The organism is Amycolatopsis pretoriensis (assembly GCF_900107925.1).
GTDB lineage: Bacteria > Actinomycetota > Actinomycetes > Mycobacteriales > Pseudonocardiaceae > Amycolatopsis > Amycolatopsis pretoriensis.
In genome coordinates this window covers 662148-681474 of sequence record NZ_FNUJ01000005.1, presented here as the reverse complement: position 1 = coordinate 681474, position 19327 = coordinate 662148, and the positions used below count along the sequence as shown (strand labels likewise).

At 68.4% G+C, this 19327-nt stretch carries 29 protein-coding genes; 7 read left to right on the top strand and 22 right to left on the bottom strand.

From position 1 onward, the window contains the following. The 19 genes from rplE to BLV96_RS25040 all read right to left on the bottom strand — a co-directional run bounded on the left by rplE (position 1) and on the right by BLV96_RS25040 (position 12197). On the bottom strand, positions 1-564 hold the full coding sequence (gene rplE / locus BLV96_RS25130; protein ID WP_086675497.1) for a 50S ribosomal protein L5: 564 nt from the start codon (positions 562-564) through the stop codon (positions 1-3). After that, positions 564-878, bottom strand: a complete 315-nt coding sequence (gene rplX, locus BLV96_RS25125) for a 50S ribosomal protein L24 (protein ID WP_086675498.1) — start codon at positions 876-878, stop codon at positions 564-566. Before rplX ends, rplE begins: the two co-directional genes overlap by 1 nt. After that, a complete protein-coding gene (rplN, locus tag BLV96_RS25120) occupies positions 878-1246 on the bottom strand; it encodes a 50S ribosomal protein L14 (protein ID WP_004558867.1) in 369 nt (122 codons plus the stop codon). Before rplN ends, rplX begins: the two co-directional genes overlap by 1 nt. Positions 1247-1324: 78 nt before the next feature. Further along, entirely contained in the window at positions 1325-1603 is a 279-nt protein-coding gene (gene rpsQ / locus BLV96_RS25115) for a 30S ribosomal protein S17 (protein ID WP_086675499.1), read from the bottom strand. Next, positions 1600-1845: a 50S ribosomal protein L29 gene (gene rpmC / locus BLV96_RS25110; RefSeq protein WP_086675500.1), complete on the bottom strand. Its 246-nt coding sequence runs from the start codon at positions 1843-1845 to the stop codon at positions 1600-1602. The genes rpsQ and rpmC overlap by 4 nt, the downstream gene beginning before the upstream one ends. Then, positions 1845-2264 carry a 50S ribosomal protein L16 gene (gene rplP / locus BLV96_RS25105; RefSeq protein WP_004558864.1) on the bottom strand — a complete coding sequence of 140 codons (420 nt, stop codon included), beginning with the start codon at positions 2262-2264 and terminating at the stop codon, positions 1845-1847. Before rplP ends, rpmC begins: the two co-directional genes overlap by 1 nt. Positions 2265-2267: 3 nt before the next feature. Beyond that, entirely contained in the window at positions 2268-3101 is an 834-nt protein-coding gene (gene rpsC / locus BLV96_RS25100; protein WP_072474761.1) for a 30S ribosomal protein S3, read from the bottom strand. Then, positions 3101-3520, bottom strand: a complete 420-nt coding sequence (gene rplV / locus BLV96_RS25095) for a 50S ribosomal protein L22 (protein ID WP_086675501.1) — start codon at positions 3518-3520, stop codon at positions 3101-3103. The genes rpsC and rplV overlap by 1 nt, the downstream gene beginning before the upstream one ends. A 29-nt stretch (positions 3521-3549) precedes the next feature. After that, complete coding sequence (gene rpsS / locus BLV96_RS25090) at positions 3550-3831, bottom strand: 30S ribosomal protein S19 (RefSeq protein ID WP_003102083.1); 282 nt, start codon at positions 3829-3831, stop codon at positions 3550-3552. Between the two features lie 18 nt (positions 3832-3849). Continuing rightward, positions 3850-4686: a 50S ribosomal protein L2 gene (gene rplB, locus BLV96_RS25085; RefSeq protein ID WP_086675502.1), complete on the bottom strand. Its 837-nt coding sequence runs from the start codon at positions 4684-4686 to the stop codon at positions 3850-3852. 15 nt (positions 4687-4701) lie between these two features. Beyond that, a complete protein-coding gene (gene rplW / locus BLV96_RS25080) occupies positions 4702-5013 on the bottom strand; it encodes a 50S ribosomal protein L23 (RefSeq protein ID WP_003102087.1) in 312 nt (103 codons plus the stop codon). Further along, positions 5010-5699, bottom strand: a complete 690-nt coding sequence (gene rplD / locus BLV96_RS25075) for a 50S ribosomal protein L4 (protein ID WP_086675503.1) — start codon at positions 5697-5699, stop codon at positions 5010-5012. The genes rplW and rplD overlap by 4 nt, the downstream gene beginning before the upstream one ends. Further along, the gene (gene rplC, locus BLV96_RS25070) at positions 5696-6352 is read right to left on the bottom strand and encodes a 50S ribosomal protein L3 (protein ID WP_086675504.1); all 657 of its coding nucleotides are present in this window, start codon (positions 6350-6352) and stop codon (positions 5696-5698) included. Before rplC ends, rplD begins: the two co-directional genes overlap by 4 nt. Positions 6353-6385: 33 nt before the next feature. After that, positions 6386-6691: a 30S ribosomal protein S10 gene (gene rpsJ, locus BLV96_RS25065; RefSeq protein ID WP_003102098.1), complete on the bottom strand. Its 306-nt coding sequence runs from the start codon at positions 6689-6691 to the stop codon at positions 6386-6388. A gap of 410 nt (positions 6692-7101) precedes the next feature. Then, positions 7102-8295 carry an elongation factor Tu gene (gene tuf, locus BLV96_RS25060; protein WP_086675505.1) on the bottom strand — a complete coding sequence of 398 codons (1194 nt, stop codon included), beginning with the start codon at positions 8293-8295 and terminating at the stop codon, positions 7102-7104. Between the two features lie 131 nt (positions 8296-8426). Further along, positions 8427-10526, bottom strand: coding sequence for an elongation factor G (fusA, locus tag BLV96_RS25055; RefSeq protein WP_086675506.1), 2100 nt, complete (start codon positions 10524-10526; stop codon positions 8427-8429). Between the two features lie 63 nt (positions 10527-10589). Beyond that, entirely contained in the window at positions 10590-11060 is a 471-nt protein-coding gene (rpsG, locus tag BLV96_RS25050; RefSeq protein ID WP_003102106.1) for a 30S ribosomal protein S7, read from the bottom strand. Further along, positions 11060-11434, bottom strand: coding sequence for a 30S ribosomal protein S12 (gene rpsL, locus BLV96_RS25045; protein WP_003102113.1), 375 nt, complete (start codon positions 11432-11434; stop codon positions 11060-11062). The genes rpsG and rpsL overlap by 1 nt, the downstream gene beginning before the upstream one ends. 607 nt (positions 11435-12041) lie before the next feature. Further along, positions 12042-12197 (bottom strand): hypothetical protein, encoded by a 156-nt coding sequence (locus BLV96_RS25040; protein WP_086675507.1) that lies wholly within the window; start codon positions 12195-12197, stop codon positions 12042-12044. A 165-nt stretch (positions 12198-12362) separates the two neighbouring features. On the opposite strand from BLV96_RS25040, the gene BLV96_RS25035 reads away from it, so the two are divergent. Genes BLV96_RS25035 through BLV96_RS50785 form a run of 4 tightly spaced genes read left to right on the top strand, consistent with a single transcriptional unit; the run spans position 12363 to position 15041 of the window. Beyond that, entirely contained in the window at positions 12363-12902 is a 540-nt protein-coding gene (locus BLV96_RS25035) for a YbaB/EbfC family nucleoid-associated protein (RefSeq protein WP_086675508.1), read from the top strand. Continuing rightward, entirely contained in the window at positions 12902-13234 is a 333-nt protein-coding gene (locus tag BLV96_RS25030) for a hypothetical protein (protein ID WP_086675509.1), read from the top strand. The genes BLV96_RS25035 and BLV96_RS25030 overlap by 1 nt, the downstream gene beginning before the upstream one ends. Positions 13235-13242: 8 nt before the next feature. Beyond that, the gene (locus BLV96_RS25025) at positions 13243-14433 is read left to right on the top strand and encodes a hypothetical protein (RefSeq protein ID WP_086675510.1); all 1191 of its coding nucleotides are present in this window, start codon (positions 13243-13245) and stop codon (positions 14431-14433) included. Then, a complete protein-coding gene (locus BLV96_RS50785) occupies positions 14433-15041 on the top strand; it encodes a hypothetical protein (protein WP_244180440.1) in 609 nt (202 codons plus the stop codon). The genes BLV96_RS25025 and BLV96_RS50785 overlap by 1 nt, the downstream gene beginning before the upstream one ends. On the opposite strand, the gene BLV96_RS25015 is transcribed toward BLV96_RS50785, so the two are convergent. Next, a complete protein-coding gene (locus tag BLV96_RS25015; protein WP_086675511.1) occupies positions 15025-15246 on the bottom strand; it encodes a hypothetical protein in 222 nt (73 codons plus the stop codon). The two genes, BLV96_RS50785 and BLV96_RS25015, sit on opposite strands and share 17 nt — an antisense overlap. Positions 15247-15304: 58 nt before the next feature. On the opposite strand from BLV96_RS25015, the gene BLV96_RS25010 reads away from it, so the two are divergent. Further along, positions 15305-15784, top strand: a complete 480-nt coding sequence (locus BLV96_RS25010; protein ID WP_341866103.1) for a GNAT family N-acetyltransferase — start codon at positions 15305-15307, stop codon at positions 15782-15784. Between the two features lie 206 nt (positions 15785-15990). On the opposite strand, the gene BLV96_RS25005 is transcribed toward BLV96_RS25010, so the two are convergent. Continuing rightward, complete coding sequence (locus BLV96_RS25005; protein ID WP_244180438.1) at positions 15991-16632, bottom strand: zinc ribbon domain-containing protein; 642 nt, start codon at positions 16630-16632, stop codon at positions 15991-15993. Positions 16633-16693: 61 nt separating this feature from the next. After that, on the bottom strand, positions 16694-17866 hold the full coding sequence (locus tag BLV96_RS25000) for an MFS transporter (RefSeq protein WP_086675514.1): 1173 nt from the start codon (positions 17864-17866) through the stop codon (positions 16694-16696). A gap of 95 nt (positions 17867-17961) precedes the next feature. Here BLV96_RS25000 and BLV96_RS24995 point away from each other — a divergent pair, with 95 nt between their 5' ends. Together BLV96_RS24995 and BLV96_RS24990 are read left to right on the top strand one after the other, a co-directional pair. Beyond that, positions 17962-18462 (top strand): Lrp/AsnC family transcriptional regulator, encoded by a 501-nt coding sequence (locus BLV96_RS24995; RefSeq protein ID WP_086675515.1) that lies wholly within the window; start codon positions 17962-17964, stop codon positions 18460-18462. Between the two features lie 46 nt (positions 18463-18508). Beyond that, entirely contained in the window at positions 18509-19282 is a 774-nt protein-coding gene (locus BLV96_RS24990) for a M15 family metallopeptidase (RefSeq protein ID WP_086675516.1), read from the top strand. Positions 19283-19327 lie beyond the last annotated feature (45 nt).

Genomic DNA, 19327 nt, shown 5'->3' with positions numbered 1-19327 from the left:
TCAGTTCTCCTTGAACGGGAAGCCGAGCTTGCGCAGCAGCGCCCGGCCCTCGTCGTCGTTCGTAGCGGTCGTGACGACGGTGACGTCCATGCCGCGCGGGCGGTCGATGGCGTCGGGGTCGATCTCGTGGAACATCGACTGCTCGTTGAGACCGAACGTGTAGTTGCCGTGGCCGTCGAACTGCTTCGGCGAAAGCCCGCGGAAGTCGCGGATACGCGGCAGCGCGATGGTCAGCAGCCGGTCGAGGAACTCCCACATCCGGTCGCCGCGCAGCGTGACGCGCGCGCCGATCGGCTGACCCTCGCGCAGCTTGAACTGCGCGATGGACTTGCGGGCCTTCCGGACCTCGGGCTTCTGACCCGTGATCAGGGCGAGGTCCCTGACCGCGCCCTCGATCAGCTTGCTGTCACGGGCGGCGTCACCGACACCCATGTTCACGACGACCTTCACCACGCCCGGGATCTGGTGGACGTTGGCGAAGGAGAACTCCGCCTGCAGCTGGCCCTTGATCTCTTCGCGGTAGCGCACCTTGAGGCGCGGCGCGACCTTCTCTGCGGTGGTCATCAGATGTCCTTACCGTTCCGGCGCGAGATCCGGACCTTCTTGCCGTCCTCGCCGATGCGGTAACCCACCCGGGACGGCTTGCCGTCCGAGTCGACGACCATCACGTTCGAGACGTGGATGGGCGCCTCCTGCGTGACGATGCCACCGGACTGCGCGCCGCGCTGGGTCTGGGTGATCCGCGTGTGCTTCTTGATCCGGTTCACGCCCTCGACCAGCACGCGGTCGCGCTCCGGGTAAGCCTGGATGACCTTGCCCTTGGCGCCCTTGTCCTTGCCGGCGATGACGACGACCGTGTCGCCCTTCTTCACCTTCATCACAGCACCTCCGGCGCGAGCGAAATGATCTTCATGAACTTTCGGTCGCGCAGCTCGCGGCCCACCGGGCCGAAGATGCGGGTGCCCCGGGGCTCGTTGTCGTTCTTGATGAGCACGGCGGCGTTTTCGTCGAACCGGATGTAGGAACCGTCCGGACGACGACGCTCCTTGACCGTGCGGACGATGACGGCCTTGACGACGTCGCCCTTCTTCACCCCGGCGGCCGGGATGGCGTCCTTCACGGTGGCGACGATGATGTCGCCGATGCCGGCGTAGCGCCGCCCGGAACCACCGAGAACGCGGATGCAGAGGATTTCCTTCGCACCCGTGTTGTCGGCTACCCGAAGCCGCGACTCCTGCTGGATCACGTCAACTCCTGTATGTCGCGCCGGTTCTCGCCCGACGAGCGAGCCTTGCGGAACTAAGAACTCTCGAAAGAGCCCTGCTTACTTGGCCTTCTCCACGATCTGCACCAGGCGCCACCGCTTCGTCGCCGACAGCGGGCGGGTCTCCATCAGGGTGACCCGGTCGCCCACGCCCGCCTCGTTGTTCTCGTCGTGCACCTTGACCTTGGTGGTGCTCCGGAGAACCTTCGAGTAACGGGGGTGCTTCTTGCGGTCCTCGAGCTCGACCACGATCGTCTTGTTCATCTTGTCCGAGACCACGTAGCCCTCGCGGACCTTGCGGTCGTTCCGGGCCGGCGTCTCGGTGGTGGGCTCGCTCATGCGGCACCTTCACTCTCGGCGTCGGGGGCAACGGACAGGCCGAGTTCGCGCTCGCGCATGACCGTGTAGATCCGCGCGATGTCCGTGCGGACGGTGCGCAGACGGCGGTTGTTGTCGAGCTGCCCGGTCGCCATCTGGAAGCGGAGGTTGAAGAGCTCCTCCTTGTATTCCTTCAGACGCAGGACGAGCTCTTCCGCGGTGAGCTCACGCAGCTCCGATGCCAGGGCACCAGCGTTCGCCATCAGAACTCACCACCTTCACGGGTCACGATGCGGCACTTCATGGGCAGCTTGTGGATCGCACGGCGCAGCGCCTCGCGAGCCGTCTCCTCGTTCGGGAACGAGATCTCGAACATCACGCGGCCCGGCTTCACGTTGGCGATCCACCACTCCGGCGAACCCTTACCGGAACCCATGCGGGTTTCGGCCGGCTTCTTGGTCAGCGGGCGGTCCGGGTAGATGGTCGTCCACACCTTGCCACCACGCTTGATGTGACGGGTCATGGCGATACGAGCGGACTCGATCTGCCGGTTCGTCACGTAGCTGTGCTCAAGCGCCTGGATGCCGTACTCGCCGAAGCTGACCTTCGTGCCACCCTTGGCGGCGCCGTGGCGCTTCGGGGAGTGCTGCTTCCGGTGCTTGACCCTGCGCGGGATGAGCACGTCTCAGCCCTCCGTCTTTTCTGCGGTCTCGGTGGCCGGGGCCGCCGGGGCCTCGGTCGTGGCGGCGGCGGCCGCACGACCGGCTTCGGTCGAGGTGGCGGTCGTGCCCGAGGCGCCGGAACGACGCGGGCGGGACGGCCGGTCGCTGCGGTCGCGGTCGCGACGCGGCGCGCGCTCGGCGGCGTCGCGGGCTTCGCGGGCCTTCAGGCCACCGACGAGCTCACCCTTGTAGATCCACACCTTGACGCCGATGCGACCGAACGTCGTCTTGGCCTCGAAGAAGCCGTAGTCGATGTCGGCGCGCAGCGTGTGCAGCGGGACGCGGCCGTCGCGGTAGTGCTCGGAGCGGGACATCTCGGCACCGCCGAGACGACCACCGCACTGCACGCGGATGCCCTTGACCTGCGGCGAGCGCATGGAGGTCTGGATCGCCTTCCGCATCGCGCGGCGGAACGCCACGCGGTTGGAAAGCTGCTCCGCGACCGCCTGGGCGACCAGCTGGGCGTCGGCCTCGGGGTTCTTGACCTCGAGGATGTTCAGCTGGACCTGCTTCTTGGTCAGCTTCTCCAGCGCGCCGCGGATCCGGTCGGCCTCCGCGCCGCGGCGGCCGATGACGATGCCCGGCCGGGCGGTGTGGATGTCGACGCGGACGCGGTCACGGGTGCGCTCGATCTCGACCTTGGAGATGCCCGCGCGCTCCATGCCGGTGGCGAGGAGCTTGCGGATCTTGACGTCCTCGGCCACGTACTCGGCGTACTGCTTGTCGGCGTACCAGCGCGACTTCCAGTCCGTGGTGATACCCAGGCGGAAACCGTGCGGGTTGATCTTCTGGCCCACTACCGGCCACCTGCCTTCTTCTTGCTCTGAGCCTTCTGCGCGACGGCCGGACGCGACTCCACCTCGACGGTGATGTGGCTGGTCCGCTTGCGGATCCGGTACGCGCGGCCCTGGGCCCGCGGGCGGATCCGCTTGAGGGTGGGGCCCTCGTCGGCGTACGCGTTCTTGACCCAGAGCGTCTCCGGGTCCAGCTGAAGGTTGTTCTCGGCGTTGGCCACGGCGCTGGCGAGCACCTTCGCGACCGGCTCGCTGGCCGCCTGCGGGGCGAACCGGAGCACGGCCAAGGCGTCGGCGGCGCTACGTCCCTTGATGAGCTCGATCACCCGGCGCACCTTGGTCGGCGAGTCCCGGACGAAGCGAGCCCGCGCGTACGCCGTAGGCAGTTCAGCCTCGGTCGTCACGTCGTTCTGGGCGTTCATCGCTACTTCCTGTCTGGTTTCGTGCCCGCTCAGCGGCGGCGCGACTTGCGGTCGTCCTTGATGTGGCCCTTGAAGGTCCGCGTCGGGGCGAACTCGCCCAGCTTGTGACCCACCATGGCCTCGGTGACGAACACCGGGACGTGCTTGCGGCCGTCGTGCACGGCGATCGTGTGTCCCAGGAAGTCCGGGATGATCGTCGAGCGCCGCGACCAGGTCTTGATGACCGTCTTCTTGCCCGATTCGTTCAGCGCGTCCACCTTCTTGAGCAGGTGGTCGTCCACGAACGGGCCCTTCTTGAGGCTACGTGGCATGTTGTTCTACCTCCCTGCTCAGCGCTTGTTCTTGCCGGTACGCCGGCGGCGGACGATGAGGGCGTCGGACGGCTTGCGCCGGCGCGTACGACCCTCGGGCTTACCGTTCGGGTTGACCGGGTGGCGACCACCGGAGGTCTTACCCTCACCACCACCGTGCGGGTGGTCGACCGGGTTCATGACGACACCGCGGACCGTGGGGCGCTTGCCGCGCCAGCGGTTGCGGCCGGCCTTGCCCCAGTTGATGTTGGCGTGCTCGGAGTTGCCGACCTCGCCGACCGTGGCGCGGTTGCGCACGTCCACGTTGCGGATCTCGCCCGAGGGGAGACGCAGCTGGGCGTACGGACCGTCCTTGGCGACGAGCTGCACCTTCGCGCCGGCGGACCGCGCCATCTTCGCGCCGCCGCCGGGGCGGAGCTCGATCGCGTGGATCACGGTGCCGACCGGGATGTTGCGCAGCGGCAGGTTGTTGCCCGGCTTGATGTCGGCCCGGGGGCCGTTCTCGACGGTGTCGCCCTGCTTCAGCTTCTCCGGCGCGATGATGTAGCGCTTCTCGCCGTCGGCGTAGTGCAGCAGCGCGATGCGAGCGGACCGGTTGGGGTCGTACTCGATGTGCGCGACCTTGGCGGGGATGCCGTCCTTGTCATTGCGACGGAAGTCGATGACGCGGTAAGCGCGCTTGTGGCCGCCACCCTTGTGCCGGGTGGTGATCTTGCCGGACGAGTTGCGACCGCCCGAACCGCTCAGCGGACGAAGCAGCGACTTCTCCGGGGTGGAGCGGGTGATCTCGGCGAAGTCCGAGACGCTCGAACCGCGACGACCCGGGGTCGTCGGCTTGTACTTGCGGATGCCCATTGTCAGCTCAGTCCTTTACGCGGTGGGTCCGCCGAAGATCTCGATCGCCTTGCTCTCGGGCGAAAGAGTCACGATGGCGCGCTTGGTGTCCTTGCGCTTGCCGAAGCCCGCGCGAGTCCGCTTCCGCTTGCCCTGGCGGTTGGCCGTGTTGACGCTGACCACCTTGACGCCGAACACCTTCTCGACCGCGATCTTGATCTGGGTCTTGTTGGCGTCCGGGCGGACGATGAACGTGTACTTGTGGTCCTCGAGCAGCCCGTAGGACTTCTCGGAGATGACCGGCGCGAGCAGGATGTCGCGGGGGTCCGGAATGGCGACCGAACTCACTTCTCGTCACTCCCTTCCGTGACCTCGCCCGACCGCGCGGAAGCCTTGACGGTCTTACCGCGGACGGGGCCGGCGACGAACGCGTCGTACGCGGCCTTGGTGAACACGACGTCGTCGTTGACCAGAACGTCGTAGGTGTTGAGCTGGTCGGCCCAGAGGATGTGCACCTCGGGCAGGTTCCGCAGGGAAACCCAGCTCAGCTCGTCGGCCCGGTCCAGCACCACGAGCACGCGCTTCGCGGCCGTGACGGCGGCGAGGGCGGTCTTGGCGGCCTTGGTCGACGGCTTCTCACCGGTCACCAGCTCGGTGACGACGTGCAGCTGGCCGGCGCGCGCCCGGTCGGAGAGGGCGCCACGCAGGGCGGCTGCCTTCATCTTCTTCGGGGTGCGCTGCGAGTAGTCACGCGGCGTGGGGCCGTGCACGACGCCACCGCCGACGAACTGCGGCGCGCGGGTCGAACCCTGGCGGGCACGGCCGGTGCCCTTCTGCCGGTACGGCTTCTTGCCGCCACCGGAGACCTCACCACGGGTCTTCGTGTCGTGCGTGCCCTGGCGCGCGGCGGCCTGCTGGGCCACCACCACCTGGTGCATCAGCGCGACATTGGCCTGCACGTCGAAGATCTCCTCGGGGAGATCGACCGTGCCGTCGGCTTTACCGGCCGGGGTCTTCAGCTCGACGCTTGTCATTCGGAGTTACCACCCTTCGCGGCGCTGCGCACGAACAGCAGGCCGCCCTTGGGACCGGGCACGGCGCCCTTGATCAGCAGCAGGCCGTCCTCGGCACGCACGGCGTGCACGGTCAGGTTCTGCGTGGTGACCCGGTCGTTGCCCATCCGGCCCGCCATGCGCAGGCCCTTGAAGACGCGGCCGGGGGTGGCGCAGCCACCGATCGAACCCGGCTTGCGGTGCACGGCCTGGGCACCGTGGCTCGCGCCCTGGCCCTTGAAGCCGTGGCGCTTCATGACACCGGCGTAGCCCTTGCCCTTGCTGGTACCGGTCACGTCGACCTCGACGCCGGCGGCGAACACCTCGGCGGTGATCTCCTGGCCGACCTCGTAGGTCTCGGCGTCGGTGGTACGCAGCTCCGCGAGGAAGCGCCGCGGGGTCACGCCCGCCTTGTCGTAGTGGCCGGTGCGCGGCTTGTTCACCTTGCGCGGGTCGACCGCGCCGAACGCCAGCTGCACGGCCTTGTAGCCGTCCTTCTCCTGGGTCCGAACCTGGGTGACCACGTTCGGACCGGCCTTCACGACGGTGACCGGGACAACCCGGTTCTGCTCGTCGAAGACCTGGGTCATACCGAGCTTCGTGCCCAGGATGCCCTTCATCTGCCTGTCAGACATGAGTCTCTTATCTCCGCCGCTCGCCCGCCGCTACTACTGGATGTTGACGTCGACGCTCGCCGGCAGGTCGATGCGCATGAGCGCGTCGACCGTCTTCGGCGTCGGGTCGAGGATGTCGATCAGACGCTTGTGCGTGCGCATCTCGAAGTGCTCGCGCGAGTCCTTGTACTTGTGCGGCGAGCGGATGACGCAGTAAACGTTCTTCTCGGTGGGCAGCGGCACCGGCCCGACGACCCGGGCGCCGGTGCGCGTGACCGTTTCCACGATCTTGCGCGCCGAGGTGTCGATCGCCTCGTGGTCGTAGGCCTTGAGCCGGATGCGGATCTTCTGTCCCGCCATGGTGGCTGCTCGTTCCTTGTCGTCTCGTGCCGCTATCTCACAAACCCCGCTGGGTGTTCCCACCCTGAGCCTGGGTTTCCGCAGTTCAACGGCCCTGTCCCCGGTCCACGCGGTCGGGCGTGTCGCGCCCGACGCACAGACGGATCCCGCGGGATCGTCGTCTTGCCTGGTCTTCCTCAACGTGAGGAGGCTATGAGCCGGCTGTGCTCTTGCAAGAACACCGTCTCACTGCCTTTGCCCGCTCGCCTGCAACCCGAAGGAAGAGCTCGGCGGACCGTGGCCACTCGCACCAGGGCGGCCGGACCCCTGACAGGGATCGGCCGCCCCAGGACGAGCAACCTGAATAGTGTCGCACACGTGATTTGACGCCCCTGAGCCGGGGGTGTATTACCCCCGGTCGGGGCGCTAAATCACTTGATGATCTTGGTGACCTGACCCGCACCGACGGTGCGGCCACCCTCGCGGATGGCGAAGCGCAGGTTCACGTCCATCGCGACCGGCTGGATCAGCGCGACCGAGATGTCGGTGTTGTCGCCCGGCATGACCATCTCGGTGCCCTCGGGGAGGGTCACGACGCCGGTCACGTCGGTGGTGCGGAAGTAGAACTGCGGGCGGTAGTTGTTGAAGAACGGGGTGTGACGGCCACCCTCGTCCTTCGACAGGATGTAGACCCGGCCCTCGAAGTCGGTGTGCGGGGTGGTGGTACCCGGCTTCACGACGACCTGGCCGCGCTCGACGTCCTCGCGCTTGATACCGCGGACGAGGAGGCCGACGTTGTCGCCCGCCTGGCCCTGGTCCAGCAGCTTGCGGAACATCTCGACACCGGTGACAGTCGTCTTGGTCGACTTCTCCTTGATGCCGACGATCTCGACCTCTTCGTTCACGTTGACCACGCCACGCTCGACGCGGCCGGTGACGACGGTGCCGCGACCGGTGATGGTGAAGACGTCCTCGATCGGCATGAGGAACGGCTTGTCGAGCTCACGCACCGGGTCCGGCACGTTGTCGTCGACGGCGGTCATCAGCTCGAGAACGGCCTCGGCCCACTTCTCGTCGCCCTCGAGGGCCTTCAGGCCCGAGACGCGCACGACGGGGGCGTCGTCGCCGGGGAACTCCTGCGAGGAGAGCAGCTCGCGGACCTCGAGCTCGACGAGCTCCAGGATCTCCTCGTCGTCGACCATGTCGGCCTTGTTCAGCGCGACCACGATGTAGGGCACGCCGACCTGGCGGGCGAGCAGCACGTGCTCACGGGTCTGCGGCATCGGGCCGTCGGTCGCGGCCACGACCAGGATCGCGCCGTCCATCTGGGCGGCACCGGTGATCATGTTCTTGATGTAGTCCGCGTGACCGGGGGCGTCGACGTGCGCGTAGTGACGCTTCTCGGTCTGGTACTCGACGTGCGAGATGTTGATCGTGATACCGCGCTGGCGCTCTTCGGGCGCGTTGTCGATCTGGTCGAACGCACGCGACTCGTTGAGCTCGGGGTACTTGTCGTGCAGAACCTTGGTGATCGCCGCGGTCAGCGTGGTCTTGCCGTGGTCGACGTGACCGATGGTCCCGATGTTGACGTGCGGCTTGCTCCGCTCGAACTTCGCCTTCGCCACTGGAATGTCCTCCTGGACTGGTTTCGCTTTGTGCTCGGAGGGCAGCGTGGCTGCTGCCCTCCGAATGTTCCTTCGTCGGTGCTAGCGGACGTTCAGGAGAGTCCCTTAATGCCCGCGCGCGGTGGGGGTTCTTACTCCCCCGTCGCCTTCGCGATGATTTCCTTCGCGACGTTCGCGGGAACCTCGGCGTAGGAGTCGAACACCATGGAGTAGTTCGCCCGGCCCTGGGTGCGGGACCGGAGGTCACCGACGTAGCCGAACATCTCCGACAGCGGGACCAGCGCCTTCACGACGCGGGTACCCGACCGCTCCTCCATGGCCTGGATCTGACCACGGCGGGAGTTGAGGTCACCGATGACGTCACCCATGTAGTCCTCGGGCGTGGTCACCTCGACCGCCATCATCGGCTCCAGGATCACCGGGCCGGCCTTCTTCGCGGCTTCCTTCATCGCCATGGAACCGGCGATCTTGAACGCCATCTCCGAAGAGTCGACCTCGTGGTAAGCACCGTCCAACAGGGTGAACTTCAACCCGACGAGCGGGTATCCGGCCAGCACGCCGTACTGCATGGCGTCCTGCGCACCGGCGTCCACCGACGGGATGTACTCCCGCGGCACGCGACCACCGGTCACCTTGTTGTCGAACTCGTAGAGCGCGCCGTCGGTGCGCTCGAGCGGCTCCAGCTTCACGATGACCTTCGCGAACTGGCCGGAACCACCGGTCTGCTTCTTGTGGACGTAGTCGAGCTTGTCGACCGTCTTCTTGATCGTCTCGCGGTAGGCGACCTGCGGCTTACCGATGTTCGCCTCGACCTTGTAGTCGGACTTCATGCGGTTCACCAGCACCTCGAGGTGCAGCTCGCCCATGCCCGCGATGATCGTCTGGCCGGTGTCCTCGTCCAGCTTGACCTGGAACGTCGGGTCCTCTTCGGCCAGCTTCTGGATCGCCAGGGACAGCTTCTCCTGGTCGGCCTTCGTCTTCGGCTCGATCGCGACCCGGATGACCGGCTCGGGGAACGTCATCGACTCCAGCACGATCGGGTTCTGCGGGTCCGCCAGGGTGTCACCCGTGGTGGTGTCCTTCAGCCCGATGACCGCGTAGATGTGGCCGACCTGGGCGTCGTCGACCGGGTTCTCCTTGTTGGAGTGCATCTGGAAGATCTTCCCGATGCGCTCCTTGCGCTCCTTGGTCGCGTTGATGACCTGAGCGCCGGCGGCGACCTTGCCCGAGTACACCCGGATGTAGGTCAGCTTGCCGAAGAACGGGTGCGCGGCGATCTTGAACGCGAGCGCGGAGAACGGCTGGTCCACCGAGGCCGTACGGGTCACGACGGTCTCACCGTCGGGCAGCAGGCCCTCGACGGCCGGGACGTCCAGCGGCGACGGCAGGTAGTCGATCACCGCGTCGAGCATGGGCTGCACGCCCTTGTTCTTGAACGCGGAGCCGGCCAGGACCGGGAACGCCTCGCGGGTGATGACCAGCTTGCGGATGCCGGACTTGATCTCGGCCTCGGAGAGCTCTTCGCCCTCGAGGAACTTCTCCATGAGGGAGTCGTCCGTCTCGGCGACGGCCTCGATCAGCTTCTCCCGGTACTCCGCGGCGCGGTCGGCCAGGTCGGCGGGGATGTCCTCGACCGAGTAGTCCTCGCCCTTCTGGACCTCGCCGCGCCAGGTCAGCGCCTTCATGCGGACCAGGTCGATGACGCCTTCGAAGTCGTTCTCGGCGCCGATCGGCAGCTGGATCGCCAGCGGCTTGACGCCGAGGCGCTCCGTGATCGTCTTCAGCGTGTAGTAGAAGTCCGCACCCAGCTTGTCCATCTTGTTGACGAAGCAGATGCGCGGGACGTCGTACTTGTCCGCCTGCCGCCAGACCTGCTCGGACTGCGGCTCGACGCCTTCCTTGCCGTCGAAGACGGCGACCGCGCCGTCGAGCACCCGCAGGTTGCGCTCCACCTCGACGGTGAAGTCGACGTGCCCGGGGGTGTCGATCAGGTTGATCTGGTGGTCGGCCCAGAAGGTGGTGGTGGCAGCCGAGGTGATGGTGATACCCCGCTTCTGCTCCTCCTCCATCCAGTCCATCGTGGCGGCGCCGTCGTGGACTTCACCGATCTTGTAGTTGACCCCGGTGTAGAACAGGATCCGCTCGGTGGTGGTGGTCTTGCCGGCGTCGATGTGCGCCATGATGCCGATGTTGCGGACCTTGTTGAGGTCGGTCAGCACTTCACGTGCCACGAGAGTGTTCCCCTGTTCTCAAGCTTGGGGCCCGGCATGGCTTGGTCGACAGCCGGGCGGTGATCACCAGCGGTAGTGCGCGAAGGCCCGGTTGGACTCGGCCATCTTGTGCGTGTCTTCGCGACGCTTCACGGAGGCCCCGAGGCCGTTGGAAGCGTCCAGCAGCTCGTTCTGCAGGCGCTCGATCATCGTCTTCTCGCGGCGGGCCTGCGAGAAGGAGACCAGCCAGCGCAGCGCCAGGGTCGTCGAGCGACCCGGCTTGACCTCGATCGGCACCTGGTAGGTGGCACCACCGACGCGGCGGCTCTTCACCTCGATGGTGGGCTTCACGTTGTCGAGGGCGCGCTTCAGCGTGACGACCGGGTCGGTGCCCGTCTTCTCGCGAGCGCCTTCGAGCGCGCCGTACACGATGCGCTCGGCCAGGGACCGCTTCCCGTCCTTCAGCACCTTGTTCACCAGCTGGGTGACCAGCGGGGAGGCGTAGACGGGGTCGGAGATCAGCGGCCGCTTCGGGGCCGGACCCTTGCGGGGCATTAGCTCTTCTCCTTCTTCGCGCCGTACCGGCTGCGCGCCTGCTTGCGGTTCTTGACACCCTGCGTGTCGAGCGAACCGCGGATGATCTTGTAACGGACACCCGGAAGGTCCTTCACACGACCACCACGCACGAGCACCATGGAGTGCTCCTGCAGGTTGTGGCCCTCACCGGGGATGTAGGCGGTGACCTCGATGCCGCTGGTCAGCTTCACACGCGCGACCTTGCGCAGCGCCGAGTTCGGCTTCTTGGGGGTCGTGGTGTACACGCGAGTGCACACGCCACGCCGCTGCGGGCTCCCCTTGAGGGCCGCGGTCTTCTGCTTGGCAGCCTTGTCCTGGCGGCCCTTGCGGACCAGCTGCTGGATCGTGGGCAATGGACCAGCTTCCTGTCGTGATCTGCTTCTTCGTGTCTTCACCGGCCCCCGCGGTCGGGCGTGTCGGCCCGCGTCACGGTCTCTCGACCGGTAACTTCCCGGAGGGATTTTCCGTCGGAACCCCGACCTGCCGAAGCCGGTGACCGGGTGCCTGAGCACCCCGCCCATGCGCACGGCACGCGGAGCGGCCCGACGCATGCCGGGCACGGTCTCCAAAGATACCCGCCCGGGTCCGGAAGGAGCGCGGCGGGGGGTCCGAAGGTCGGCGAACCTCCAGCGTACCTCTCGGCACCGCCCGGCCGGGGGATGTTCCGGAGTCCGGTCACAGTGGCGCGGTTTCCCCGCCTGGTTTCCCGGATCCGCGGGGGTTCGTGCGCCCGGCGCGGACTCCCCCGCACCGTTTGCAACACCGCGGGCCTCGGGAATGTTCCGGCCGCCGGGCCGAGCGGCGCCGGCCGCGCTCGGCCCGGTCGCCCGCTCGGGGCCGGGTGCCGCGAAAGTCGCATTCGCGGCACCGGAGGTCCCCAATGAGTCATTCGGGACCCCGGCGAGTGCCGGCCTGCCGAGCGGCCCTCCAGCTCGCCCGGCGTGGCCAACCCCCTCCGGCTCAGTCCTCGTCGGGCTTCGCGTGGTCCGGCTTGCCCGGGTTCGGGTCGCGGGACAAGTCGATCAGCGGGTGCACCCCGGCCCCCTCGGGAGCCGCGTGGCTGCCCGTCGACTTCGGTTCTTCGTCGGGCCGGCCGGCCCCTTCGCTGCTGCTCATCACGCACTCCTAGCGCTGTTCCCCTGCTTCCCCTTGCGGCCGCAACCTACCCATTACCCGACCGGGTGATGCAGTGGGATCGGATCCGGCGTTCCGTGCGTCACACCGTCGCCGAGGGGCCACGATGAGTGGCGGGCAGCACGCGAACGGGAGGGAACGAGGGGCATGGCGGCCGAGTTCGACCAGCTGATAGCCGAGTTCGAGCGGTTCCAGTCGGGCATCCGGAACGTCGACGACCGGTTCGCCGGCCTCGACGCGATGCAGGCGCAGCTCACCGAGCTGCGGGCGAGCGCGTCCTCGCCGGACGGTGGCGTGACCGTCGTCACCGGTCCCGGGGGCGCGGTCCTCGACGTCAAGTTCACCGACGCCGCGCTCGCGAAGGGCCCGCAAGCCCTCTCCGCGGCCCTCATGTCGACACTCCGGGAAGCAGTCGGCGAGGCCGCGCGGCAGCAGGTCGTGCTCGTCCGGGACCACCTCGGCGACGAGCTCGGCCTCGTCGACCAGGTCCTCGAGACGCAGGCCGAAGCGTTCGGAACCACCGTCGAGGAACTGCGGTCGAAGCTGACGCAAGAAGAAGCAGCGCCGGAGGACTTCTCCGACCAGCGCGTCCTGCGCCAGGCAGACGACGCCCCGCCGGCGCCGCCCGCGCGCGGTGGGTCCGCGGGCGACACCTTCCTGCGGAACCTGTTCGACGAGGAGGACTGATGCCGGACGGCTACCGGGTGGAGGTCGACGCGCTGCGCAAGTACGTCGGTGACCTCGGCATGTACAAGGACCAGGGCGCGAAGTTCACCGAGAAGGTCGGCCAGTCCGACGTCGGCGACAAGTCGTGGGGCGTGGTCGGCCTCTTCACCAAGCACGGGTACGACGAGACCCTCCAGGAGCTGCGCGACCTGCTGGCGTCGATGGCCGAGGGCCTGACGTCGGCGCAGGCGAAGTTCACCGACGCGGCGAACGTCTACCAGGGCACCGAAGACGACCACGTGGCGTTCTTCGGCCAGGTCGAGGTCCTGCTCGACGGCCCGAAGAAGCCGTAGGGGGATCGATGGCGGAGTTCCAGGACGTCGCGAGCGGCGTCAGAGTCAAGAGCGACGACCCGACGACCGTGCTCGGCGTGAACGTCGACAACGCGGTCAAGGCGACGCCGTTCGCCGGCAGCGCCGTGACCGTCGGCAAGGACGTCGTCTCGGTGGTCGAGGCCGCCGGCGCGCCGCACCCGGACGGCGTCGACATCGCCCTCGGGCTCGGCACCATCGCGACCGACACCACCAGCTTCATCCAGTCGAGCGCGAGCACGATCACCGACATCGCCACCGACCCGCTCGGCTGGCTCGTCGGGCAGGGGCTGAACTTCCTGATCAGCGCGGTCCAGCCGATCCAGGACGCGATCCACTTCGTCAGCGGCGACGGGCCGGCGCTCGGCACCGCCGCCGACAACTTCAACGCCATCGCCACCGGGCTCGACCAGCTGGCGAAGAACTTCGCCGAGGTCGCCGACTCGTCGCTCAAAGGCTGGCAGGGCGACGCGGGGGACGCGGCGCGCCGGTCGCTCGGCGAGTTCGCCCACGGCATCGGCGGCGTCTCCGCGAAGTCCGGCGACCTCGCGCAGATGCTGCAGTTGAGCAGCATGTTGATGAGCTTCGTCGAAGACCTGATCAAGGCGATCCTCACCGAGCTGATCACCTGGCTGATCATGATCTGGATCCCGGCGCTGGCCGCCGCGGTGCCCACCTGCGGGGCGTCGGTCGCCACCGCCGGCACCGCGTCCGAGGTCAAGCTCGGCACCACCACCGCGAAGACGACGCAGAAGGTGTCGAAGGTCCGCGAGCTGCTGCAGAAGATCCTCGACTGGCTGCAGAAGATGAAGGCCAAGCTGGCCGCGACCAAGCTGGGCCAGGTGTTCGCCGACGGCAAGACCGCGAAGAAGCTGGGCGAGATAGCCGAGCGGGACGCGGGCATGAGCCTCGTCGACAAGCTCAAGGGCGCCGAGGGGATGATCGGCAAGCGAGCCGGGAAGAACGCGCTCGCCGAGATCGCGAAGAAGGGCGGCGAGGCCGCGGCCAAGGGCGTCTTCGGGTTCAACCCGGCGAAGCCCGGCGACAACCCCGCCAAGACGCTCAACGACCATCTCGGCAAGCTCAACAGCCACGTGAAGAACGCCAAGAAGGCAAGTGACTACGGCGAAACCGGCCGGAACCAGCCGGACGACGAGACGCGCGAGGACCTGAACTTCTGATGCTCGTGGTGGTGGTGATCGTCCTGATCGCGGCGGTGTTCGCGGGCGCGGCCGCGATCTGGTGGCGCTCGCACACGAAGTTCGTCGAAAGCCGCAAAGAACACTGGTTCAAGACGTTCGCGGCCGAGCGCGGCGGCACCTTCAACAGCGGCGTGCCGAGTGACACGCACGCGGTGCCGACGTTCGGCGTCAGCCACCCGAGCGGCCGCCCGCTGGCCGGCAGCAACACGACGTGGGTCGAGTTCCGCCACGGCGACCGGCCGGTCATCGCGATCGACGCCCAGGAGCCGTACCGGCACTTCGACGACCACACCTACTTCCGCGACATCCACGTCACGCAGGTGCGGGTGCCGCCGAGCCCGGAACTGCGGATCACCGCGGGCAAGGTGTCGATGCCCACGGACCCGCGACTCGAGGACGAGCTGGCCCGGTGGCTGGCTACCACCCCGCGGTTCGCGCAGCGGGACGTCGTCGTCGAGCACGGCTCGGCGCGGACTTGGGGACAGGGCTGCGCGACCCGGCAGAACATCGTGGCGGAGGCCGGCTACCTCGCCGACCTGGCGGACCACCTGCCCGCGGCGCTGTGGAGCGTCAGCGGCGGCGCGTAGTGAGGTGCGTCAAGCCCGCTGACAAGGCGAACACCAGCCCCAGCCCGACGATGTAAGGCCCGGCCAGCAGCGCGAAGCCGGCGCCGATGTTGGCGTCGGCCTGCTCGTCCGACCGGAAACCGATCGCCCCCACCGAGAGCAGGATCGCGCCTGCCGTGATCAGCAGGACGGCCACCACCGTCAGGCGCTTCGTGACAGTCGTCATGTCCTCATGGTGCCCGGGCCCCGGCGAATTCGCTGGACAGCGACCTGAGGATGAGGACGTGAACTGGAAGATCACCCGGATCGACGTCGCCCACCCGGACGCCGTCGCGATCATGCGCGAGTACATGGACGAGGTCGCTTCGCGCTACTTCGGCCGCCCGGTCACCGAAGCGGAGCTGACGCACTACGTCGCCGAGGAACCCGGTACCGACCTGGTGCCGCCCACCGGGGTGTTCCTCGTCGGCCGGCGGGAGGGCGTGGTCGCGGGCTGCGCCGGTACCCGCGTGGTCGCGCCCGGGACCACCGAGCTGACGAAGGTGTTCATCAAGCCGGCCCACCGCGGCACCGGCGGCGGGCCGGCACTGGTCGCGGCCGCCGAGGACGAGGCACGGCGGCTCGGCTCCAAGCTCATGCGGCTCGACACCCGCCACGACCTCGTCGAGGCCCGCGCGCTGTACGCGAAGGTCGGTTACGCGGAAGTCGAGCCGTTCAACGACGAGCAGTTCGCCGAGCACTGGTTCGCGAAAGCCCTCAGCTGATGGCGGCCCCTCGCGAACCCGAATTACCACTCACGACCGCGTTACTTGATGTCGGCGAACTCGTCCCAGAAGTTCGAGCCGACCAACACCTTCCCATCCGGGTCGAGCACGGATGAAACCGTTGGTAAGCAAGGGAAAGCTGACGTCAGCCGAACCGTCCCGAAAAGGTCGATCTCCCATGAAGTGGCCATTCACAATGGCGCAGGTCAGAGTTTGCTGCCGCAGTCCGAGCAGAACAGCGCGCCCGGTTTGTTGGCCTCGCTCCCGCAGCCGCCGCAGGTGACCTTGAGCGCCAAGGACGTCCCGCAGGACGAACAGAACTTGCCGCCGTCGGCCTTCAGGCCGCAGCCGGGGCAGGTGACCTTCGCACGGGTGTTGATGTCGAGGCCGGACGTCCAGTCCTTCTCGCGGGCCTTGTCCCAGATCTGGTCGCGCTGCGCCGATGCCTGCGCGCGCGAGATCTCCTCGGCGACGCTCGGCGAGCAGCGCAGGCACTGGCCGATCTCCTCGTTCCAGCACTGGTCGTGGCACATCCAGTCGCCGCAGCCGCGGCACTGGCGGAAGCTCGGGGTGATCTCCTTGACCGCCGCCGCCAGCGCGCGGTCCTTGGCCGGCGAGTTGGTCGCGCGGTCGTAGCGCCACTGGTCGGCCGAGTTGCTCAAGTCCCGCAGCGTCCCGCCGAAGAACGAGCCGACCGTGCGAAGCACGCTTCGCCCGGTTTCCATGTTGTCGCGCTGGAACGCGGAACGGAAGCCGTTGCCGCAGCGTTCGCACCGGAACTCGAACTGGTACCCCTGCGTGTTGGAGAGGTCCGAGAAGTTGTCCGTGAAAGGCACAGAGTCAGCCACGGCCCATCTTCGCCACCGGACGGCGCCGGCGGCGACGAGAGATTTGCCGACAACGACCCGGCTACCGGCCGTTACGGGATGCCAGCAGGGCCAACGGAAGCAGGGCCAAAACACCGCCGACGACCGCCACGAGCGCGTACCCACCGCCGGCGAACAGCTGTCCTGACCCCAAACCGGCCAAAGCGGACGCCGACCAGACGACCGCGTCGACGGTCCCCTGCACCCGGCTGCGCGTCTCCGGCGCGAGGTCGCGGCTCAGCTGCGCGCTGCCGCCGACGAACACCAGGTTCCAGCCGTAGCCGAGCAGGAACAACGCCACCGGCAGCCCGGACGTGTGCGCCGTCGGGGCCGCGAGCGCGGTCGCCGTCGACAACGCCAGCACGCCCAGGCCCGCGTTGACCGTGACGCGCGGACCCCAGCGGTCCGCGATCCGGCCGGACAGCGGCGCCAGCGCGAACATGCCGAACAGGTGCGCGCTCAGCACCCAGCCGACGACGTCCAGCCCGTGGCCGTGGTTCTCCAGCTGCACCGGCGTCATCGTCATGACGGCGACCATCGTGAGCTGCGCGGCCACCATCGCGACCAACGGCCGCGCGACGCCGGTCGCCCGCGCCGGGGCGCGCACCGGCACTTCTTGGCGAACCGGGACGTGCCGCGGGAGGAACGCCGCCGCCAGCGCCGCCCCGGCCGTGGCGAGGACCGCGACGGCGACCGGCCCCGACAGCGCCGGCCAGCCGAAACCGGTGGCGACGTCCGCCGCCGGGGCCATCAGCGCCGGCCCGGCGAGCGCGCCGACCGTGCCGGCCCAGACGACGTTCGACAGCGCGCGGCCCCGGCGTTCCTCGGGGTAGAGGTCCGCGGCCAGGTAACGCGACAGCTGCGCGCCGCCGTTGCCGAGGCCGACCAGCAGGATGCCCAGCAGGAGCGGCACGAGCGACGTCGTCAACGCGCCGGCGAACGCGACCAGCGCCCCGGCCGCGGCGACGGCGTACCCGGCGCTCAGCACGCGGCGGCGGCCGTGGACCGGCAGCAGCAGACCCGCGCCGAGCGCGCCCGCGGCCGTGCCGAGCACGTTCGCGACGCTCGGCAGGCCGCTCCACCCCGGCCCGCTGCCCGCGGCGACGATCAGCGTCGCCGCCGTGCTCAGGCCGACCGTCGCGGTGTTGAGCAGCGCGACGCCGGCGAACAACGCTCCCACGGACCGGGCCCGGCCGGTCGTCGTCAAAGTCCCCATGACCAGCAACTTTAGGAACTCCCGGCGATCTTTCGAAGGGCTGTTCGACGGCAAATCCGTGGCCACGGCCGCGATTCGGACGGAAAATGGGGCCCATGACCTTCCGTTCGGAAAAGCCGCTGGACGACGTCGACTGGCGGCTGCTGGACCTGCTGCAGTCCGACGGGCGCCTGTCGTTCAAGGAGCTGGGCCGCCGGATCAACCTCTCGCCGCCGGCGGTGGCCGAGCGGGTGCGGCGGCTGGAGGAGACCGGCGTGATCACCGGCTACCGCGCGCAGGTCGACGCGCGGCGCGCGGGCCAGCCGCTGCAGGCGTTCGTCGAGATGCGCTGCGCGCTGAGCAGCTGCCTGCTGAAGACGTCGAAGTCCGAGGACTACCCGGAGGTCGTGGAGATCCACCGCCTGTCCGGCGACCACTGCACGATGCTGAAGATCCGGGCGGCCTCGCTCGAGCACTTCGAGGGCCTGCTGGAGCGGCTGGGCAAGCACGGCGAGCTGCGATCGTCGGTGGTGCTGTCCACGCAGTTCGAGGGCCGGCCGGTGCAGCCGCCGTCCGACGACTTCCTCCGCGCGACGACGTCGGAAGGCTGGTCTTGACCGGTTGGCGGCTGCTTGCCGGGCGCGCGGCTGCTAGACGGGAGGGATGCCGATCTTCCGCGTCTTCGCCGTCGCCCTCGCCGCCCTGGCCGGTGTCGCCGTCCCCGCTCCCGCGCAGGCCGCACCGGCGCCGGAGTTCGTCGCGCTGTCCGACGTAGCACCGTCGATCCTGCAGGACATCCGCTACGCCACCCGGCACAACTTCGTCGGGCAGCGGATCGACGGCTACCTCGAGCCGGCCTGCATCCTGACCCGCCAGGCCGCCGACGGGCTGCGGCAGGCCCAGGCGCGGGTGCTCCGGCAGGGCTACACGCTCAAGGTGTACGACTGCTACCGCCCGCAGCGCGCGGTCGACCACTTCGTGCGGTGGGCGAAGGACCTCGACGACGAGAAGATGAAGGCCGAGTTCTACCCGAACGTCGAGAAGGACCGGCTGTTCGAGGAGGGGTACATCGCGGAGAAGTCCGGCCACAGCCGCGGCAGCACGATGGACCTGACGCTGGTGAAGCTCCCGCCGCGCCACCAGCGGCCGTACCTCCCCGGCGAGCCGCTGAAGCCGTGCTTCGCGGCGCAGAGCCAGCGGTTCCCGGACAACATGGTCGACATGGGCACGGGCTACGACTGCTTCGACCCGCTGGCCCACACCGACAACCCGGCGATCACGGGAGTGGCACGGACGAACCGCGACCTCCTGCGGAACGCCATGACGGCGGCCGGCTTCCGGAACCTGCCCGAGGAGTGGTGGCACTACACGCTGAACGGCGAGCCGTTCCCGGACACGTACTTCGACTTCCCGGTGTCCCGCTGCGGCCTGCGGTGAAACGGGAAAGGCCCCCGCCGGAACCCGGCGGGGGCCTTTCCTTGA

Excerpts from the sequence above, each read along its gene's own strand:
- rplE (WP_086675497.1), bottom strand. The coding sequence starts at position 564 with ATGACCACCGCAGAGAAGGTCGCGCCGCGCCTCAAGGTGCGCTACCGC.
- rplX (WP_086675498.1), bottom strand. The coding sequence starts at position 878 with ATGAAGGTGAAGAAGGGCGACACGGTCGTCGTCATCGCCGGCAAGGAC.
- rpsQ (WP_086675499.1), bottom strand. The coding sequence starts at position 1,603 with ATGAGCGAGCCCACCACCGAGACGCCGGCCCGGAACGACCGCAAGGTC.
- rpmC (WP_086675500.1), bottom strand. The coding sequence starts at position 1,845 with ATGGCGAACGCTGGTGCCCTGGCATCGGAGCTGCGTGAGCTCACCGCG.
- rplV (WP_086675501.1), bottom strand. The coding sequence starts at position 3,520 with ATGAACGCCCAGAACGACGTGACGACCGAGGCTGAACTGCCTACGGCG.
- rpsS (WP_003102083.1), bottom strand. The coding sequence starts at position 3,831 with ATGCCACGTAGCCTCAAGAAGGGCCCGTTCGTGGACGACCACCTGCTC.
- rplB (WP_086675502.1), bottom strand. The coding sequence starts at position 4,686 with ATGGGCATCCGCAAGTACAAGCCGACGACCCCGGGTCGTCGCGGTTCG.
- rplD (WP_086675503.1), bottom strand. The coding sequence starts at position 5,699 with ATGACAAGCGTCGAGCTGAAGACCCCGGCCGGTAAAGCCGACGGCACG.
- rplC (WP_086675504.1), bottom strand. The coding sequence starts at position 6,352 with ATGTCTGACAGGCAGATGAAGGGCATCCTGGGCACGAAGCTCGGTATG.
- rpsJ (WP_003102098.1), bottom strand. The coding sequence starts at position 6,691 with ATGGCGGGACAGAAGATCCGCATCCGGCTCAAGGCCTACGACCACGAG.
- rpsG (WP_003102106.1), bottom strand. The coding sequence starts at position 11,060 with ATGCCCCGCAAGGGTCCGGCCCCGAAGCGGCCGCTGATCTCCGACCCC.
- BLV96_RS25040 (WP_086675507.1), bottom strand. The coding sequence starts at position 12,197 with ATGAGCAGCAGCGAAGGGGCCGGCCGGCCCGACGAAGAACCGAAGTCG.
- BLV96_RS25035 (WP_086675508.1), top strand. The coding sequence starts at position 12,363 with ATGGCGGCCGAGTTCGACCAGCTGATAGCCGAGTTCGAGCGGTTCCAG.
- BLV96_RS25030 (WP_086675509.1), top strand. The coding sequence starts at position 12,902 with ATGCCGGACGGCTACCGGGTGGAGGTCGACGCGCTGCGCAAGTACGTC.
- BLV96_RS25025 (WP_086675510.1), top strand. The coding sequence starts at position 13,243 with ATGGCGGAGTTCCAGGACGTCGCGAGCGGCGTCAGAGTCAAGAGCGAC.
- BLV96_RS50785 (WP_244180440.1), top strand. The coding sequence starts at position 14,433 with ATGCTCGTGGTGGTGGTGATCGTCCTGATCGCGGCGGTGTTCGCGGGC.
- BLV96_RS25015 (WP_086675511.1), bottom strand. The coding sequence starts at position 15,246 with ATGACGACTGTCACGAAGCGCCTGACGGTGGTGGCCGTCCTGCTGATC.
- BLV96_RS25000 (WP_086675514.1), bottom strand. The coding sequence starts at position 17,866 with ATGGGGACTTTGACGACGACCGGCCGGGCCCGGTCCGTGGGAGCGTTG.
- BLV96_RS24995 (WP_086675515.1), top strand. The coding sequence starts at position 17,962 with ATGACCTTCCGTTCGGAAAAGCCGCTGGACGACGTCGACTGGCGGCTG.
- BLV96_RS24990 (WP_086675516.1), top strand. The coding sequence starts at position 18,509 with ATGCCGATCTTCCGCGTCTTCGCCGTCGCCCTCGCCGCCCTGGCCGGT.